The following is a 16,415-nucleotide window of genomic DNA, read 5'->3' as shown; positions in this document are numbered from 1 at the left end:
GTTATTTTTCATTATAGTATTACTGGCAGGCCTTTGACAAAAAAATACTGTATTATCCTTTTACGTGAAGATAGCTGTACTTATGCTTGTTTTGTCCGTACACCTTCATTCTTCTGCATTAACACAAGGTGGTAATACTTAGAACCTGCAAGAATACAGCATATCGCAAAAGGCAGACCCAATAGAGCAGTCCAGCCGAGTAACGCCCAGTCCGGATGCCAGCCGCTGCTGTAAGATGCAGGGAACATATATGTATTGATCAGATTGCTCTGTAAAGGAACCGCAAAGGCAATGGGCAAAAACAGCAGGGAGAGTGCTCGTGATCTCATCAGATAATAGCTGATTTGCAGCAGGCCAAGTGTCAGGGTCAGGGCCAGGGTATAGACCAGAAATGAGAAGAACAGCCAGAACACATATTGGGTCATCTCGTGAAAACTGGACTTGCCTGCGGCGAGACCGGCCAGGAGGCCAACAACAGCTGATACACCCAATACCACATTGACCCGCATTACTGTAACCCAGACAGCAGTAACCCCAGACAGCAGTAGCCGCAGCCGGCTCTGTGGAAATCCCAGCCACCAGGGTAATTGCTTGCGTTCAAAGCTACTGCGCAGCAGCATCCAGAATGAACCGAACAATACCGGAAATATGAAAGGTAAACGGATTACGGACTGCATCGCATTCAGATTGCCGGAGGTGAAATAAAACATCGCAACGGCAATAACGGGAGCGGCAAGCTTCAAGATGCGTACAGCTTGATGCTTCTCCAGATGTTGCAGGCGGCTGGAGTCAAGCTTGTACAGGGTGACGAATGGTGATTGACTCCTTGCGGAAGGGTGCCTGTCCTTTTCGGATTTACGGACGGACTCTGCCTTTGAGGAGGCTGCCGCAGGGATGCTGCTGTCCCCCATTTGTCCAAGTCCGTTCACCGCAATCCGGGGCATCAGGAAATAACAGACCGGCCACCCCACGGCGAGAACTACAGCTGTATAGATGATGATGAACGATGGTGCTGTATATTGCATTTCATAAATGCCCAGGGTCTGTGAGTTGAGAAGCCCGATAAGAATAAACGGCAGCATCCAGAGAATTGAATACGGGATGAGCAGCACCCGCGCAACTCTGCCGGGACGCATGATGAGGCTCGTCAGCAGACCAACAACCACGGCTACAGGCAGCAGGACAAGGATAAACATTACGTAAGCCGTAAGGGTGTAGATCAGCTCTCCGGCGGGAAGCGGCTCATACCGTCCTGTGAAGGTTGAAAGGCCGTACAGGGCAATCGCTTCTATATATAACAGGAGTGCAAGGTTGAGGCTGTGTCTAAGCAGGCTGGCTCCTTTGGCATAGAGCAGGGTCAACCGGCTGTGGGGCAAGGTAAGTACCCAATCCCTGTGCCGCTGCCCTGGAAAGGAGGCAATATGAAGAAAGGAGATGCCCGCGCTTACGGTCCACAGCAGGAGGGCAACGGTTATGAACGGAGACCGCTGCGATGTGTTGAAGCCCGGGAGATACATGCCGAGAAGCAGCAACAGAGAGAACAGGACCAGCACAGTCAGACTGCGCTGCTTCTTGCTGAATCTGGCTGGGCGATAGCGGCTGTATTCCAGGTTGGTTAGTGTTCTGAGCGCGCTCATGCGAACACTTCCCGGTATCTGGATTCCACTGACTTGCCGGATTGGCGCAGAGTATCAACATCCTCGATCCCCTGGATTTTTCCGTCACCCATCAGGATCAGGCGGTCGAACAGCAGCTCCATCTCACGGATATCATGGGTTGCAATCAGAAAGGTCCGGGCGCCATCCGCCAGCTCGCCCACCACAGCCGAGGCAATGCGTTCTCTGGAGATCAGGTCAACGCCGGTAAACGGCTCATCCAGAATAATCAGCGGTGCCTTCCGCGACAGGCAGGTCAGCAGCCGGAGACGTGCCTCTTCCCCGCGGGACATTGCGGAAATGAGAGCCCCGGCTGAGACGGAGAGCTGGAGCAGCAGCTGTTCAGCTTTGTCTGTATCCCAGTCCGGGTAGATGCCTTGGGCAAAACCCAGCCACTGTTCTACAGTCAGCCAGCCAGGAAGATTCGCGCGGTCAGGCAACATAGACAGCACACTGAGCCGGTCAACCCCTGAGGGCCTGCCGAAAATCTGTGCAGAGCCTGAATCCGGTAGGGTCAGACCGGCAAGAATGCGCAGCAGAGATGATTTGCCTGCGCCATTCGGTCCGAGCAGGCCGGTAATGCTGCCTGTCGGGATCTGAAAGCTGATTCCGTCCAGTATCATTTTTTTCTTCACTGTAAGTCTTATATCCTGGCACTCCACCGCCATAGATTCATCATTGGATACGGGAAGCCTGTTATTGTCTGTCATTTTGAATCCTCCTTATCGAAATTCAGCATTTGCTCTGCCGAGAGTCCGAGTGACTCCGCTATGATCTTGAACTCAAGAATGGCCTTGCGCATGATCGTCTTGCGTGCCTCTGCAATGACCGCCTCCTCAAGGGTAACGAAGGTTCCCTGGCCGCGACGGGTGACGATTAGACCGATACGCTCAAGCTCCTGGTAAGTTCTGGCCGCTGTCGTTGGATTTACACTTCTTCCCGCTGCCAGCTCCCGAACAGAGGGCAGGCGCGAGCCGGGCGGGATGAGCCCGGTTACAATTCGTCCACGGATGGCGTCAACAAATTGCTCATAAATCGGGAGCGAAGGATTGATCTGGAATTGCTCCGGTAAAAGCTCATAGGATTGCTCCATAGGTTCCTTCCTCCAACCTTTATTGTTATGTGTGTATGGATACATGCCATACACTTGATGAGTGAAGTGTACCATATTGCACCATACAATAGCAAGAGCAGGATGATGGATATAAAATGAACCTTTGTGAAGTTGGGTAATAACGATTATAATTTGTATGTTTATTACGTATGTTGCGAAAGGATGAGATGTTTGGCTTCACCCATTCCAAAAATTTCAAATTTCAGATTTCTGAAGCTGTCTCCGCCGCAGATTCTGGTGCTCGGCTTTGCTGCCGTCATTCTGATCGGAACGTTGCTTCTGATGCTTCCCGTGTCGAGTACATCGGGAGTATCGCTCAAATTTATTGATGCATTGTTTACTGCAACCTCGGCAACCTGTGTCACCGGGCTTGTGGTGGTGGATACAGGTACGTATTTCACTGTGTTTGGACAAATTGTAATCATGCTGCTTATTCAAGTTGGGGGATTGGGGTTCATGACGATGGCAACCCTGTTCGCACTGGTGCTGAAACGCAGAATCTCCCTGCGCGACCGGCTGATTCTTCAGGAAGCCATGAATCAGAGCTCTATGGAAGGCATTGTACGGCTGATCCGCAAGGTGCTCATTTATTCACTCGTCATTGAAGCCGCGGCTGCAGCTATACTCTCACTGCGCTGGGCGTTTGATATGCCGCTGGGGCGTGCTGTTTATTTTGGTATATTTCATGCGGTATCGATGTTCAACAATGCAGGGTTTGATATCTTTGGAGACTACCGCAGCTTGACCGGATATGTAAACGACCCTATTGTCAACTTCGTGGTCATGTTCCTGATCATATCCGGAGGCATTGGCTTCATCGTTATGTCAGATTTGGTGGAATTTCGGCACACGCGCAGACTGTCTCTCCACAGCAAGGTGGTTCTGTCGATGACAGCGGCGCTGATTTTACTGGGAGCAGTTGTTATTTTTGTATTTGAATTTACCAATTCCCGGACCATGGGGCCGCTGAGCTTCGGGGGTAAAATCTGGGCTGCGTTCTTTCAATCCGTCACACCGCGTACAGCCGGAGCGAATACACTGGACATTGCCGGTCTTCGTCAGGCCTCACAATTTTTCATCGTCATCCTGATGTTCATCGGTGCATCACCAGGCTCCACTGGCGGGGGCATTAAGACTACGACCTTCACTCTGATGATCGGTGCAGTAATTTCGATGCTGCGCGGACGCGAGGATATTGTCTTGTTCCGCTATCGGCTTGCACAGGAACGCGTATTCAAGGCGCTGACGATTACGCTGCTGGCGCTGCTACTGGTTGTGTCTGTGTCGATGATCCTGTCCACCACGGAGGATCGGGCGTTTCTTATGATACTGTTCGAGACTACCTCAGCTTTCGCTACAGTGGGCCTCAGCATGGGGCTTACTCCGGAGCTAAGCCAGTTCGGTAAAATCCTGATCAGTCTGACCATGTTCGCCGGACGGCTTGGGCTTCTAACACTGGCGTATGCAATTGGTCCGAAACAGGGTAAGCAATTATATAAATACCCGGAAGGCAAAATGATAATTGGATAAGGAGTTACGGACATTATGAAAGCACAGCAGTTTGTCATCATCGGTCTTGGCCGCTTCGGCTCAAGCCTTGCCCTGGAACTGATGTCCATGGGCTATGAGGTGCTCGGCATTGACCATTATGAGGAACGGGTGGAGGAAATGAGCGGCCATTTGACCCATGCCGTCGTTGCGGATGCCACGGATGAGGGGATCATGCGCTCACTGGGTGTGCGCAACTTCGACTGCGGCATTGTGGCGATTGGCGATAACATGGAGCGGAGCATCCTGGCGGCGATTCTGCTGAAAGAACTGGGTGTGAAGCAAGTGGTGGCCAAGGCGATTTCGATCCTTCACGGACGGGCACTGTCCAAGCTTGGCGTAGACCGGGTGATTTTTCCTGAACGGGATATGGGTATTCGTGTCGCTCATCAGCTGACTACGCCCAACCTGCTGGACTATATCGAGCTCTCCAAGGATTACAAGGTGGTCGAGCTGACCGTTCCCGCCTGTATGGATGGCAAGAGCCTCTCTGAGCTCAACACGCGGGCCAAATACGGCTGCAGCATTATTGCCCTGAACCGGGAAGACGGTGTAATTGTCGCCCCGACAGCCCACGACCATGTGCATCAGGGGGATATTATGGTGGTCATCGGTTCCAATGCAAGCATCGTGGAGTTCGAGGACGAAGCGGTGAATGTGGAGTTGTAAGTAACTGCAGGTTATGTGACAAAACGGGGGTGTCCCAAAGCCATGAATTGGCTCGGGATACCCCCGTTTTTTTGTAGTAGGCTGGACGCTGGCACTTCGCGTGGATGTTTTGCGAACGAACTGTTGATCCAATCGTTGCTTTGTTACCCTGGTTACCATTTAATACAGACTCTACTCTATAAAGGTTAAAGTACGGGAGTGCGCCGCCCCTCCGCTATTCCCGCCCCGGGAGGAACACTGCTTCGGTTACCTGCACGAGGCAGCGTGCAGCTGTGCTCAAGCTTCCGTTGCTTGGATAGATCAGACATGTCGTCCGCTGGGTCTGCTCCAGCTCCTTGATGTGCAGCGAGACCAGCCCGCCGCCGTTCAGCAGCTCGGAGCGCAGATAAGACTTCGGCAGCAGTGCCGCAGCTTTGATCGTCGGCAGCAGCCGGACGATCGCCTCGAAGGAGTCGATCTCCATGCGCACATCGGGATCGGTACCGCTGCGCTGAAACAGCTCGTCGGTCATACGGCGGTACCAGGTACCCTTGGAGAAGAGGATCATCGGCAACCGGGAGAGGTCACTCATGGTCAGCTTCGCAGACAGAGCGAGCGGATGATGCTCCGAGACAACCAGACGGAGCTGATCCTCGAACAGAGGGATGCAGCGCAGACCCGGCTCCTGAGTGGCGGACGCGATAATTCCGAGATCGGACCTGCCCTCGCTGACCGAGGAGACGATCTCATGCGTTTTACCGGTAATCAGCTTCAACTCGGCTGCCGGGTATTTCTCCATGTAGGCGTTCACCAGCGGGGGCAGTGTGGTCTGAAGTGTAGTGAGGCTGGCACCGAGCGTTACAAGCTGCGGTTCCCCCTCCTTGAACTTCGAGAGCGCTTCCATAAATTTGGAACGCTGCTGCCTTTGTTCCAGCGCATAGGTATAAGTAAGGCGGCCTACCTCAGTCAACTCCAGCCGCTTGCCGAACCGGTTGAAGAGCGCAACGCCGAGCCGTTCCTCCAGCTTGGAGATTTTCCGGGAGAGGGCGGGCTGGGACAAATTGAGCTGGCGCGAAGCCCGGTTCAGGCTGGAATGCTCCACGACGGCAGCAAAAATATCCAGATCATCAAACATAAGCGCTCCTCCTAAAAGTTTTGTAAGCATAAACTTAGTTTTGTAAGCATGACTTCCTGAGTCTACTTCGTAAACCTAAACTTGGTGTCCGTAAATTCAGTCTTTATGGAAAGTGATAAATGACATATCCGTTATAAGGAAGTATCCTTTGCCAGCAAGGGATAGCAAGGCTTTTCTAGTAATTATCACGTTCTAAATGAGAATTATTATCACATTAAAAATATTCTTATGCGTTTATTGTATAACGTTTAATAATTAGATTGCAATTCCCTTATAAGAGAAAAAGGAGTAACATGAAAAGTGACACAAGATATTCACATATTGTGAAACATACAGCAAAGTCCGGGAAAACAATGAATAGCGGTGAAAAAAGACATTTTACGGGCTTTCCGAATCCCGATGCCCCCTGTTTCAACTGTACTCCCGGCGGTGTATGCTCATTAATGAAAACGCTGTTTTATATCGGAAAGGGGACACTTTGCATGAGAGGATTTTATTCCAGAAAGATTCATTCCTTGCTTGGCGTTATCCCGCTCGGGTTCTTTTTCCTGGAGCACATGCTGACGAATTTCTCGGCAGTAGAGGGAGGCGCTTCCGGTTTCACGGACAGCGTGTTATGGCTGAACAGCCTGCCGCTCGTCTTCTTCCTGGAATTGTTCGGCATATGGCTTCCGCTGCTGTACCACGGGGTCTACGGGCTGTACATTGCTTATCAGTCCAAGCCAAACCTGAACCGTTTCAATCTTGAACGGAACTGGCGGTATACACTGCAGCGGATCAGCGGAGTGATCACCTTCATCTTCATTGTCTGGCATCTGTACGAAACACGGTTTCAGGTGGCGGTCGGCAATGTGGAACACGAAGAGCTTGGCGGTGTCATGCATAACATCGTAACCCAGCCGCTGCTTCTGGCCGTGTACATTATCGGTATCCTGGCAGCCTGCTTCCACTTTTCGAACGGTCTCTGGTCGTTCCTGATCAGCTGGGGCATTACTGTGGGGCCACGTTCCCAAAGAGTATCTTCTGTAATCTGCCTGGGTCTTTTCGTGATTGTCAGCTTCATGTTCCTGTTCTCCCTGGTCACCTTCCGCGACGATGAGTTTCAGGCTACGGCTTCGGCTGTACAGTCGCTGCGCAGTCTGATTTAAGAAATATATAAAGCGCGTCCATCTTTGGACGAACCTTAGGATGTAATATACGGGTAGAAATTCCGCATAACAATTAGGAGGGAACAATCATGGCATCAGCCGATATCATTATCGTGGGCGGAGGGCTTGCCGGCCTGATGGCTACCATCAAGGCGGCGGAATCCGGCGCGCATGTGCATTTATTCTCCCTTGTTCCTGTCAAAAGATCGCACTCGGTCTGTGCGCAAGGCGGCATTAACGGTGCGGTGAATACCAAAGGCGAGGGCGACTCGCCCTGGGAGCATTTCGACGACACCGTTTACGGCGGTGACTTTCTCGCTAACCAGCCTCCGGTCAAAGCCATGTGCGAAGCGGCACCGGGCATTATCCATCTGATGGACCGGATGGGCGTTATGTTCAACCGTACGCCGGAGGGGCTGCTTGACTTCCGCCGGTTTGGCGGTACGAAGCGGCACCGGACTGCCTTTGCGGGCGCGACGACCGGCCAGCAGCTGCTGTATGCACTGGATGAGCAGGTACGTCGTTGGGAAGCCGAAGGCATGGTGACCAAAAGCGAGAACTGGGAATTCCTCTCGGTGATCCTGGATGACGAGCGCGTATGCCGCGGCATCAGTGCCCAGAATCTGAAGACGATGGAGATTCAGACCTTCCCTGCAGATGCAGTGATTCTAGCGAGCGGCGGTCCGGGGATTATTTTCGGCAAAACGACGAACTCGGTCATCAACACCGGAACGGCTGCCAGCGCTGTCTACCAGCAGGGCGTGCATTACGCCAACGGCGAATTCATTCAGATCCATCCGACCGCAATTCCCGGCGATGACAAGCTGCGGCTGATGTCTGAGTCGGCGCGCGGCGAAGGCGGACGTATCTGGACCTACAAGGATGGCAAGCCGTGGTACTTCCTGGAGGAGAAATATCCTTCTTACGGGAATCTGGTGCCGCGCGACATTGCTACCCGGGAGATTTTTAACGTATGTGTGGATCAGGGGCTTGGCATTAACGGCGAGAACATGGTTTACCTTGATCTCTCCCATAAAGACCCGAAGGAGCTGGATGTGAAGCTGGGCGGCATTATCGAAATCTATGAGAAATTCATGGGTGATGATCCCCGCAAAATTCCAATGAAAATCTTCCCGGCTGTGCATTACTCAATGGGCGGCATGTGGGTCGACTATAACCAAATGACCAATATTCCCGGGCTGTTTGCGGCAGGGGAATGCGAATACCAATATCACGGTGCGAACCGGCTCGGCGCGAACTCACTTGTATCTGCGATCTACGGCGGCATGGTTTCGGGGCCGAAGGCTGTTGAATATATTAAAGGTCTCAAGAAATCGGTACAGGACATTTCCTCTACCGTCTTTGACACCTTCCATAAGACGCAGACGGATAAATATGAGTCTCTGCTGGCGATGTCCGGCACTGAGAATGCCTATGTCATCCACAAGGAGCTGGGCGAATGGATGACCGCCAATATGACGGTCGTACGCGAGAACAAGAAGCTTGAATCGACCATCAGCAAAATCAAAGAGCTGAAAGAGCGTTACCGCAGCATCAACATGAATGATACCTCTCGCTGGAATAACCAGGGCGTAGCCTTCACCCGCCAGCTATGGAACATGCTGGAGCTGTCCGAGGCCATGACCCTAGGGGCCCTGCTGCGTAACGAGAGCCGCGGTGCGCACTATAAGCCGGAATTCCCGACACGTAATGATGAGGAGTTCCTGAAGACCACCAAGGCCAGCTGGACAGCGGAAGGTCCGCAAATCTCCTATGAAGCGGTGGACGTGTCATTGATCCCTCCACGGGTGCGCGATTACTCGAAGGATTGACCTGTGGAGATGCAAGTTTTATACGAAGCGATTTCATAGTTGCAATGCTCACAAAACTTTTAGGAGGTAACAGATATGGCGGAAACGGCTGCAGCTCCCAAAAATGTAAAGTTTATCATTACCCGCCAGGACGAACCGGAAACGGCCCCGTATACGGAAGAGTTCGAGCTGGCGTACCGTCCGGGGATGAATGTAATCAGTGCTCTGATGGAAATTCAGCGCAACCCGGTCAATGCCGGAGGCGCCAGCACGGTTCCGGTCTGCTGGGAATCCAACTGTCTGGAAGAAGTATGCGGCGCCTGCTCGATGGTGATCAATGGCAAGCCGCGCCAGGCCTGTGCTGCGCTTATAGATAATCTGGAACAGCCCGTGCGTATCGAGCCGATGAAGACGTTCCCTGTGGTACGCGATCTGGTGATTGACCGCAGCCGGATGTTTAACGCGCTCAAGCGGGTTAAGGCATGGATTCCTATTGACGGCACCTACGATCTGGGTCCGGGCCCGCGTATGCCGGAGAAGAAGCGCCAGTGGGCCTATGAGCTGTCCAAGTGTATGACCTGCGGTGTCTGCCTGGAAGCCTGTCCGAATGTCAATGAGAAGACCAATTTCATCGGTCCGGCGGCCATTTCTCAGGTCCGTCTGTTCAACGCCCACCCTACGGGCGAGATGAACGCTGACGAGCGTCTGGATGCCCTGATGGAAGACGGCGGCATTGACGGCTGCGGTAACTCGCAGAACTGCGTACGGGCCTGCCCGAAGGGCATTCCCCTTACCACCTCGATTGCCGAGATCAACAAGCAGACCACCAAGCATATGTTCAAACGCTGGCTGGGTGTGTAGGAATAGACAGCCTACCTTATTTATATCCAAGCTGAAAAAAGCTAAAGACACAGCACTTCTCCGGGTTAGTGGAGACGTGCTGTGTTTTGCTTTGGAAGTAATTAATTGTTTCTTTCCGGCTGCAAAACGGGTACATTTTTACACAGCCCTACAGAAATGATTCAGTTTACAAAGAGCGGCATCAGGTCTTGGATTCCAATAAATATAGGTGGATATGTTATAATCTCACTAGTCGATGCAACACTCAGGTAGTGGATAAACCAGGGAGGTATGACAGTGATTTGTCGTGAACAGGACGGATATTTGGTAATGCTGAGGCAGCATGAGCACGGTCTGCTGGCCGGCAAATTTGCAGAATGGTTCAAGGCACAGCATGTTCCGGCGGAAGGACGCCGTGCAGAGGTGCTGCGGGCAGTCAGCAATCATGACCGGGGCTGGATCGATCTCGATGAGACCCCTTTCTGGAATGATGCGGAGGGTGCGCCGTATACCTTTATGGATTTTCCGCTTGTGCCGAAGCTAACCTTCTATAGACGGGGACTGGACGAGATTGAGGCGGACACTCCATATGGTGCGTTACTATGCAGCTCACATTATGAGCGGCTGATCGAGGTGTCAGGGGAGGACTGCCCGGAGCTTACCGCCTACTTGAAGAACGAGGAGGACCGCCGGGCACGCATCCATCGTCTCCTGGAGAACAGCAAGCCGCTTGCAGAGGGCGAATTGTATTATGATGCGAGATTGCTGCAATTCTGCGATGACCTCTCTCTGTATCTGGGTCTTAGTGAGCCGGGAACCCCAAAATCGGAGGAGCATCCCTGGTTTCGTGACGGATTCTCGGGAAGTGAGGATTTCAGCTTCACCTCCGGACGCCTGATTACAGCGGAGTGGCAGGACAAGACTACGCTCCTGCTGGATCCTTTTCCATTCACAGAGAACGTCGAGGTGAGTTTCAAGCTGCGCCGGGTCTCCAAAAAGGATGTGGAGCGCAAAGGAATCGCCCTGGCCTTCAGCGGCACCCCCGAAGAAGAATGCCGGATTACTGTGGCCAGCAAGCCGGAATAGGCCGCATTTTTGACATGGAACCGGGAACAGGAGTGTTATGCCCATGGCATGGTGGATGTGGACCCTCAATATAGCTGTAATTGTTATGATCTCATGGTGGTTTTACCGGATGAAGCTGAGCCGGATGGGAAAAGGAGTGCTCTTGATCCCGATTCTGATCTATACGCTGATCTCCGCCGAAGATCTTCTGAACTGGATTGATCTTCGCGCGATTTTGCCCGGGGACCGGGGAATGCGTGCACTGATCCTATTGGTTGCCCTGGCATCCATGCTGTTCTATGTACTGTTTATTTTTCACGAAATCAAGGAATCCAACAGCAAAGAGGTCAGGATGCAGGAGACGCTCGTGCGTATCAGCATTGCAGCATTCACCTGCATTATTTTTTTCACTGTCGTATATACATCCATATATAAGCTGTTTGGACAGTCCTCCTTTGATGGCAATGGACTAGGCGAAGATTTGCTCAGCCAGCTGATTACCTTCCTCTACTTCAGTGTAGCCACTTTCACAACGGTCGGGTACGGAGACGTAGCCCCGGTGGACAATACCTCGCGCCTTGTGGTTGTCATGCAGATCAGCTTCAGCTTCATCACTGTAGCTTATGCGTTATCCATGCTGGGATTGTTCCGCAAGATTCTGGGTCCGGGATCGGAAGAGGAGATTGAGGCCGAGATCGATGTGAATATTGAAACAGAGGTTGAAGAAAAGGTAGAGGAAGCCAAGGAGGAGATTCAGGACGAAGACAGTGAGGAATCTTCCCATTCCAAGCCCTCTCATTAATCTTCGTTCCCGACAACTATCCTGCAAGAAAGGAGAACCTCTCTATGAATAATAAACCGTCTGGGGCTTCTCCGGGCCTTATGACAGCTACTGCAGAAGTCAGTCCCGGGCATAGTGCTCCGCCCCCACAGACAGGCGGTGGCCGCAAAATCACCCGCCGCCAGTTTCTCGCAAGGGGAGCGGCTACCGTAATTGGGGCAGGTCTGCTCACCAGCGGCTACGCCTGGCAGGGAGAGCCTAACTGGCTGGACATTACCCGGCTGGAATTGTCCTTTAAGAATCTTCCGTCCGCTTTTGCCGGCACGCGGCTGGTTCATTTCAGTGATGTACATTTGGGTTTTAACAAGGATGTGCATGATCTGAAGCGGCTGGCTGGACATATTAAGGAGGCCCAGCCCGACATCATCTGCTTCACTGGCGATATTGTGGACAGCTATGCCGAGGATCTGAAGGAGTCCGTACCGATTCTCGCAGAGCTGAGCGCACCGCTTGGCAAATATGCAATCCTGGGCAATCATGATTATAAGAATACAGAGCTGCTTACCCGCCTGCTGAACGACGCCGGATTCCGCGTGCTGCGGAATCAATCGTATCTGGTACAGCAGGGGGGAGCGGCCATCGCGGTTACTGGTATTGACGACATGCTGCATGGCAAGCCTGATCCCCAGGCTGCCCTGAAGGGTGTTCCTGAGGATATGTTCACGCTGCTCATGATGCATGAGCCGGATTATGCAGATACGGCAGAAGCATATCCTTTCCATCTCCAATTGTCCGGTCACAGTCATGGCGGGCAGATCCGCCTGCCCTTTCTGGGTGCGGCATACACGCCATACGGAGGCAACAAGTACATAAGCGGTTTGTATTATACGGAGAAGAAGCGAATGCCCGTGTATGTGAACAGAGGGTTTGGCGAAACCTATATGCCATTCCGGTTCATGTGCAGACCTGAACTCACCATTTTCACTCTGCGGCGCGCGTAGTACAAATAAGGTCCCGGCATAGAAAAGGAGAAGCCCATGAGCACTTTCGATACGGTATTATCCATGGCAAGGCAAGGCGAAAAAGTTGAACTAAGGACGATGCCATCCACCGATGCCGGGGTGCTCAGTTCGCTGCTAATGCATCCGGAAGTGAAGCCTCATATTCTGCTGCGCCATGGGGACGGTTCACCGCATACCTATCTGGAGAAGCTGGTGACCCGGATGCTGTATGCCTTTGACCCTTGCGCACTCCATGCCGGGATTTATGTCAGAGGACAGCAGGAACTGATTGGAACAGTTTCTCTGCAGAACTGGAACCGCCATGAGAGTAAGGCCGTGCTTGGATATATGCTGAATCCGTTATGGTGGGGGCAGGGACTCGCCACTGAAGCAGTCGGGCTGCTGCTGGATTACGCCATTCAGGAGCTGGGACTTCTGAAGATCGAGGGACGCTGCCGTGGCGACAACCTCAGATCGGAGCGTGTCATGATCAAGAACGGGTTAACCCTGGAGCGAATCCTCCCTATGCCGGGCAGCTCGGGGGATGTAATGAAAGTATTCACATTGTTACACAAATGAAATAATGCCGTTATGAAACTCTAACAGTGTCCGGTTAAACTAAGTACATGACCCCCTTTTGAAATATAAATGCTGTTGGGACCCGATGATTCGGGTCCATTTTTTTTGTGCGGATTCTCCTGGGAACCGTTATCGGGAATATAGAGCAGCTTGGCCGAGACTGGCGGCTTCCCGGGAAATTAGGATATGATGGACTTAATACAGCAGTTAATAGACCAGGAGGTTATCATCCTTTGAACGAAGTGATCCGAACATTAATGAATCACCGCTCCTTCCGGCAGTATTATGAGCAGCCCGTGGAGCCGGAGAAGCTAAAAACCATTATCGAAGCCGCCCAGGCAGCCCCGTCCTGGGTTCACGGTCAGCAGGTATCCATTATTGCCGTGCGGAGTGAAGAGCGCCGCAAACAGCTTGCGGTGCTGAGCGGAAATCAGAAGCATGTGGCGGAAGCGCCGGTATTTTTAGTGTTTTGCATGGATTTCTACCGGGCCAAAGTGGCAAGCGAGCTGGAAGGACAACCTTTCGAGGCCGCCAGGGACGTGGATGCGCTGCTTGTCGGCGCTACGGATGTGGGGATTGCCTTATCCAATGCCATTGCTGCAGCGGAGTCGCTGGGGCTGGGCATCATCCCGATTGGCGGAGTCCGCCGTCATACAGCAGAGGTGATAGAGCTTCTGCAATTGCCGGAATATGTATTCCCGATTGTCGGGCTGTGTGTCGGCTACCCTGCCGGGGAGCTGCCGAAGAAGCCAAGACTTCCCAGGGAAGCTGTTCTTCATGAGGAGCGGTACAATCCGGAGGTGAAGGGCCTGATTGAAGAATATAACCTGACCCACCGCATGTCCCTGCAGGCTCAGGGGTTGACGGAGAGGGACTGGAGCAGCACCATTGCCCACTTCTATACCCTTAATCCCCAGTATGGGGATGCGCAGCATACACTGAAGCAGCAGGGCTTCACCTGTGATAACCTGACAAAATAACAAAATGCACCATAGCCACTCACGGTAGACGACAGCAGTCGTCCATCATGTTCAAGGCTGGGTGCATTTTTGTGTAGCTATAGCATAACTGTACGCTGAACTATTGGAGCGGCACAGAGATTTTTGCCGTCTGCTTGAAGTATACCCAATGATCGAACCCGATTTCCTTAAGCCTGGCCACTACAGCTTCATGCTGATCGGCGACGCGGGAAGGCTTATGCGCATCGGAGCCAAAGGTAACTTCAACGCCGTAATGCAGTGCGCGCGCCAGGATATCATCCGAGGGGTACCACCCGCCGCACAGCTTGGTGCTTCCAGAGGTGTTGATCTCAATAGCGATGCCGCATTCCCCGATCACGCGCAGGCATTCATCGATTTCAGCAGTTGCGGGGATATCCGAGAACTGTGGGAAATTACCCTTCATAGCATCAATGTGACCGAGGATCTGGAACATCCCGCTGCGTGCAGAGGCGGTAATCAGCCGGTAATACTCAGCCTTGCTGGCAATCTTCCCTTTCTGGTCCAGCCCTTTCCAGCGGCCTTTATTGAAAATGCTCACCCCGCCCACATTGTGTACCGAGCCGATGATGTAATCAAACGGGTAAGCCGACAAGGTACGGCGGTACAGCTCTGCATGTTCCGGGAAGTAGTCCGATTCGATGCCTAGCAGAACATCAATGGTACCTGCGTATTCTTTTTGCAGGGCCAGTACTTCTTCTACATAATGGGCAAGTTCGGATTTGGCCATGGCAATATGGGGAAAAGCCTGCTCCGACGGACTACCGAAGTAAGGGGTATGGTCAGAAATACCGATCACTTCGAGCCCCGCAGCAATTCCGGCTTCAATATAATCCCTGATCGTTCCGTCAGCGTGGCCGCAGCGGAAATGATGGGTATGCAGGTCGAATTTCATGGTTAGAACATCTCCTTAGGCCAAAATTAGCGGAAGTAAGCTTTAGAAGTATAGTCTTCACTTCGCGGGGGGATTTTATCGGGTGTCCGGTGCCCCCGCTGAGTATTCGGAATACACTTCACTTTATAGGTTCATTCTGACCCGATGAATTGGGCTTCCGGCATCCCCTTGAGGTCGCTTAGAAACTGCCGCATGGCAGAATTGACGTATTTTCCTGATTTTGTAATCACGCCCACAGGATGAGTGACCTCAAGCTCAATAATCGGGACGATCTTAAGGGTGCCATTACGCACCTCAGCCGATACCGACTGCTTGGAAATTACCGCCGCGCCAAGATCCAGCTCCACCATCCGTTTGACTTCCTCACTGCTGGTCAGCTCCATGATAACCTGCGGCTGGATGCCATGCTTGGCGAACACATCATCCGCGAATCTCCGGCCGACTGTGTCCGGCGAGAGCAGGATGAGCGGGGTATTGCGCAGCGCTTCAATACCGGCTGTCTTGACCTGTGCGAGAGGATGACGGGGGGAAACCACTAATTCAAAGGTGTCATAGTAGAGTACAGAGGTAGTCATTCCCGGACTACGACCGATCAAGTAGCCGATACCGACATCGACCAGGCCGTTCTCCACATGCTGATAAATTTGTGATGAGGACATGGACGAAATTGAAGTTTTGATATGCGGGAACTGGTCCTGAAAATAAGAAAGGATTCGCGGCAGAATCTGAATGGCGATTGAGGTGGTCGTACCGAGTATAATATGCCCCTGGGGATTCTCTTCCAAATCTGCAAGGCGCTGCTTAAGCTCATCGACGATACTTACAATCTGTTCCGCGTGTGAGAGAAATACCTGTCCCCTGTCTGTCAGTGTTACCGGCTGGTTCCGGTCTACGAGCTGGGTTTTGAACTCTTCTTCAAGGCTTTTGATCTGCGCCGATACCGCCGGCTGGGTCAAATTGAGTAGTTCCCCCGCCTTACGGAAGCTCATGGTTTTGGAGATGGTAATCAGCGTCTCTAGCTGGCTGATATTCATGGACGTACCCCCTTTTGGCCTGATGATGGATGCCGCCTTTTGTGTATAGGATCATAAAAAAATGCTTTTCACAGGACTCGGGAGTCCTCTTATGGAGTAGGGTTATGAATATAGATGACGCTGCTTTTCTATATCTATCTTACGCCGGATGTCGGCATTTGAT

General features: G+C 52.3%; 16 protein-coding genes. 10 read left to right on the top strand and 6 right to left on the bottom strand.

Annotated elements, in window-relative coordinates; translation table 11 throughout:
* Nucleotides 1-80 precede the first annotated feature (80 nt).
* From ACTJKB_RS18625 to ACTJKB_RS18615, 3 genes are read right to left on the bottom strand one after another with little or no spacing between them, the layout of a single operon-like run.
* Nucleotides 81-1,637 carry a hypothetical protein gene (locus tag ACTJKB_RS18625; RefSeq protein WP_440835901.1) on the bottom strand — a complete coding sequence of 519 codons (1,557 nt, stop codon included), beginning with the start codon at nucleotides 1,635-1,637 and terminating at the stop codon, nucleotides 81-83.
* Complete coding sequence (locus tag ACTJKB_RS18620) at nucleotides 1,634-2,365, bottom strand: ABC transporter ATP-binding protein (RefSeq protein ID WP_440835900.1); 732 nt, start codon at nucleotides 2,363-2,365, stop codon at nucleotides 1,634-1,636. Before ACTJKB_RS18620 ends, ACTJKB_RS18625 begins: the two co-directional genes overlap by 4 nt.
* Complete coding sequence (locus ACTJKB_RS18615) at nucleotides 2,362-2,748, bottom strand: GntR family transcriptional regulator (RefSeq protein WP_440835899.1); 387 nt, start codon at nucleotides 2,746-2,748, stop codon at nucleotides 2,362-2,364. The genes ACTJKB_RS18620 and ACTJKB_RS18615 overlap by 4 nt, the downstream gene beginning before the upstream one ends.
* Nucleotides 2,749-2,940: 192 nt before the next feature.
* Between ACTJKB_RS18615 and ACTJKB_RS18610 the strand changes: the two genes are divergently transcribed.
* Both ACTJKB_RS18610 and ACTJKB_RS18605 read left to right on the top strand, forming a co-directional pair.
* Complete coding sequence (locus ACTJKB_RS18610; protein WP_440835898.1) at nucleotides 2,941-4,299, top strand: TrkH family potassium uptake protein; 1,359 nt, start codon at nucleotides 2,941-2,943, stop codon at nucleotides 4,297-4,299.
* Between the two features lie 15 nt (nucleotides 4,300-4,314).
* A complete protein-coding gene (locus ACTJKB_RS18605) occupies nucleotides 4,315-4,986 on the top strand; it encodes a potassium channel family protein (protein WP_440835897.1) in 672 nt (223 codons plus the stop codon).
* A 214-nt stretch (nucleotides 4,987-5,200) separates the two neighbouring features.
* Here ACTJKB_RS18605 and ACTJKB_RS18600 read toward each other — a convergent pair whose 3' ends face one another.
* Complete coding sequence (locus tag ACTJKB_RS18600) at nucleotides 5,201-6,100, bottom strand: LysR family transcriptional regulator (RefSeq protein WP_440835896.1); 900 nt, start codon at nucleotides 6,098-6,100, stop codon at nucleotides 5,201-5,203.
* A 482-nt stretch (nucleotides 6,101-6,582) separates the two neighbouring features.
* Between ACTJKB_RS18600 and ACTJKB_RS18595 the strand changes: the two genes are divergently transcribed.
* The 8 genes from ACTJKB_RS18595 to ACTJKB_RS18560 all read left to right on the top strand — a co-directional run bounded on the left by ACTJKB_RS18595 (nucleotide 6,583) and on the right by ACTJKB_RS18560 (nucleotide 14,305).
* Nucleotides 6,583-7,248: a succinate dehydrogenase cytochrome b558 subunit gene (locus ACTJKB_RS18595; RefSeq protein WP_074110189.1), complete on the top strand. Its 666-nt coding sequence runs from the start codon at nucleotides 6,583-6,585 to the stop codon at nucleotides 7,246-7,248.
* Nucleotides 7,249-7,337: 89 nt separating this feature from the next.
* Entirely contained in the window at nucleotides 7,338-9,080 is a 1,743-nt protein-coding gene (gene sdhA / locus ACTJKB_RS18590; protein ID WP_074084063.1) for a succinate dehydrogenase flavoprotein subunit, read from the top strand.
* A gap of 75 nt (nucleotides 9,081-9,155) precedes the next feature.
* Nucleotides 9,156-9,920, top strand: coding sequence for a succinate dehydrogenase iron-sulfur subunit (gene sdhB / locus ACTJKB_RS18585; RefSeq protein WP_074084064.1), 765 nt, complete (start codon nucleotides 9,156-9,158; stop codon nucleotides 9,918-9,920).
* Between the two features lie 276 nt (nucleotides 9,921-10,196).
* Complete coding sequence (locus tag ACTJKB_RS18580; RefSeq protein ID WP_440835895.1) at nucleotides 10,197-10,985, top strand: DUF3891 family protein; 789 nt, start codon at nucleotides 10,197-10,199, stop codon at nucleotides 10,983-10,985.
* 43 nt (nucleotides 10,986-11,028) lie between these two features.
* Complete coding sequence (locus tag ACTJKB_RS18575; protein WP_440835894.1) at nucleotides 11,029-11,766, top strand: ion channel; 738 nt, start codon at nucleotides 11,029-11,031, stop codon at nucleotides 11,764-11,766.
* A 44-nt stretch (nucleotides 11,767-11,810) separates the two neighbouring features.
* A complete protein-coding gene (locus tag ACTJKB_RS18570; protein WP_440835893.1) occupies nucleotides 11,811-12,746 on the top strand; it encodes a metallophosphoesterase in 936 nt (311 codons plus the stop codon).
* A 36-nt stretch (nucleotides 12,747-12,782) separates the two neighbouring features.
* On the top strand, nucleotides 12,783-13,325 hold the full coding sequence (locus tag ACTJKB_RS18565; RefSeq protein WP_440835892.1) for a GNAT family N-acetyltransferase: 543 nt from the start codon (nucleotides 12,783-12,785) through the stop codon (nucleotides 13,323-13,325).
* Between the two features lie 233 nt (nucleotides 13,326-13,558).
* Complete coding sequence (locus tag ACTJKB_RS18560; protein ID WP_440835891.1) at nucleotides 13,559-14,305, top strand: NADPH-dependent oxidoreductase; 747 nt, start codon at nucleotides 13,559-13,561, stop codon at nucleotides 14,303-14,305.
* A gap of 100 nt (nucleotides 14,306-14,405) precedes the next feature.
* On the opposite strand, the gene ACTJKB_RS18555 is transcribed toward ACTJKB_RS18560, so the two are convergent.
* Nucleotides 14,406-15,218, bottom strand: a complete 813-nt coding sequence (locus tag ACTJKB_RS18555) for a histidinol-phosphatase (RefSeq protein ID WP_440835890.1) — start codon at nucleotides 15,216-15,218, stop codon at nucleotides 14,406-14,408.
* Between the two features lie 131 nt (nucleotides 15,219-15,349).
* Nucleotides 15,350-16,252 carry a LysR family transcriptional regulator gene (locus ACTJKB_RS18550; RefSeq protein WP_440835889.1) on the bottom strand — a complete coding sequence of 301 codons (903 nt, stop codon included), beginning with the start codon at nucleotides 16,250-16,252 and terminating at the stop codon, nucleotides 15,350-15,352.
* Nucleotides 16,253-16,415: the final 163 nt, after the last annotated feature.

This window comes from Paenibacillus sp. 22594 (assembly GCF_052044425.1).
GTDB lineage: Bacteria > Bacillota > Bacilli > Paenibacillales > Paenibacillaceae > Paenibacillus_AQ.
Note: the sequence above shows the minus strand (reverse complement) of the source record. Positions and strands in the feature narration are given on the sequence as shown.

Excerpts from the sequence above, each read along its gene's own strand:
- ACTJKB_RS18575 (WP_440835894.1), top strand. The coding sequence starts at position 11,029 with ATGGCATGGTGGATGTGGACCCTCAATATAGCTGTAATTGTTATGATC.
- ACTJKB_RS18605 (WP_440835897.1), top strand. The coding sequence starts at position 4,315 with ATGAAAGCACAGCAGTTTGTCATCATCGGTCTTGGCCGCTTCGGCTCA.
- ACTJKB_RS18550 (WP_440835889.1), bottom strand. The coding sequence starts at position 16,252 with ATGAATATCAGCCAGCTAGAGACGCTGATTACCATCTCCAAAACCATG.
- ACTJKB_RS18595 (WP_074110189.1), top strand. The coding sequence starts at position 6,583 with ATGAGAGGATTTTATTCCAGAAAGATTCATTCCTTGCTTGGCGTTATC.
- ACTJKB_RS18600 (WP_440835896.1), bottom strand. The coding sequence starts at position 6,100 with ATGTTTGATGATCTGGATATTTTTGCTGCCGTCGTGGAGCATTCCAGC.
- ACTJKB_RS18625 (WP_440835901.1), bottom strand. The coding sequence starts at position 1,637 with ATGAGCGCGCTCAGAACACTAACCAACCTGGAATACAGCCGCTATCGC.
- ACTJKB_RS18570 (WP_440835893.1), top strand. The coding sequence starts at position 11,811 with ATGAATAATAAACCGTCTGGGGCTTCTCCGGGCCTTATGACAGCTACT.
- sdhB (WP_074084064.1), top strand. The coding sequence starts at position 9,156 with ATGGCGGAAACGGCTGCAGCTCCCAAAAATGTAAAGTTTATCATTACC.
- ACTJKB_RS18615 (WP_440835899.1), bottom strand. The coding sequence starts at position 2,748 with ATGGAGCAATCCTATGAGCTTTTACCGGAGCAATTCCAGATCAATCCT.
- ACTJKB_RS18565 (WP_440835892.1), top strand. The coding sequence starts at position 12,783 with ATGAGCACTTTCGATACGGTATTATCCATGGCAAGGCAAGGCGAAAAA.
- ACTJKB_RS18620 (WP_440835900.1), bottom strand. The coding sequence starts at position 2,365 with ATGACAGACAATAACAGGCTTCCCGTATCCAATGATGAATCTATGGCG.
- ACTJKB_RS18555 (WP_440835890.1), bottom strand. The coding sequence starts at position 15,218 with ATGAAATTCGACCTGCATACCCATCATTTCCGCTGCGGCCACGCTGAC.
- sdhA (WP_074084063.1), top strand. The coding sequence starts at position 7,338 with ATGGCATCAGCCGATATCATTATCGTGGGCGGAGGGCTTGCCGGCCTG.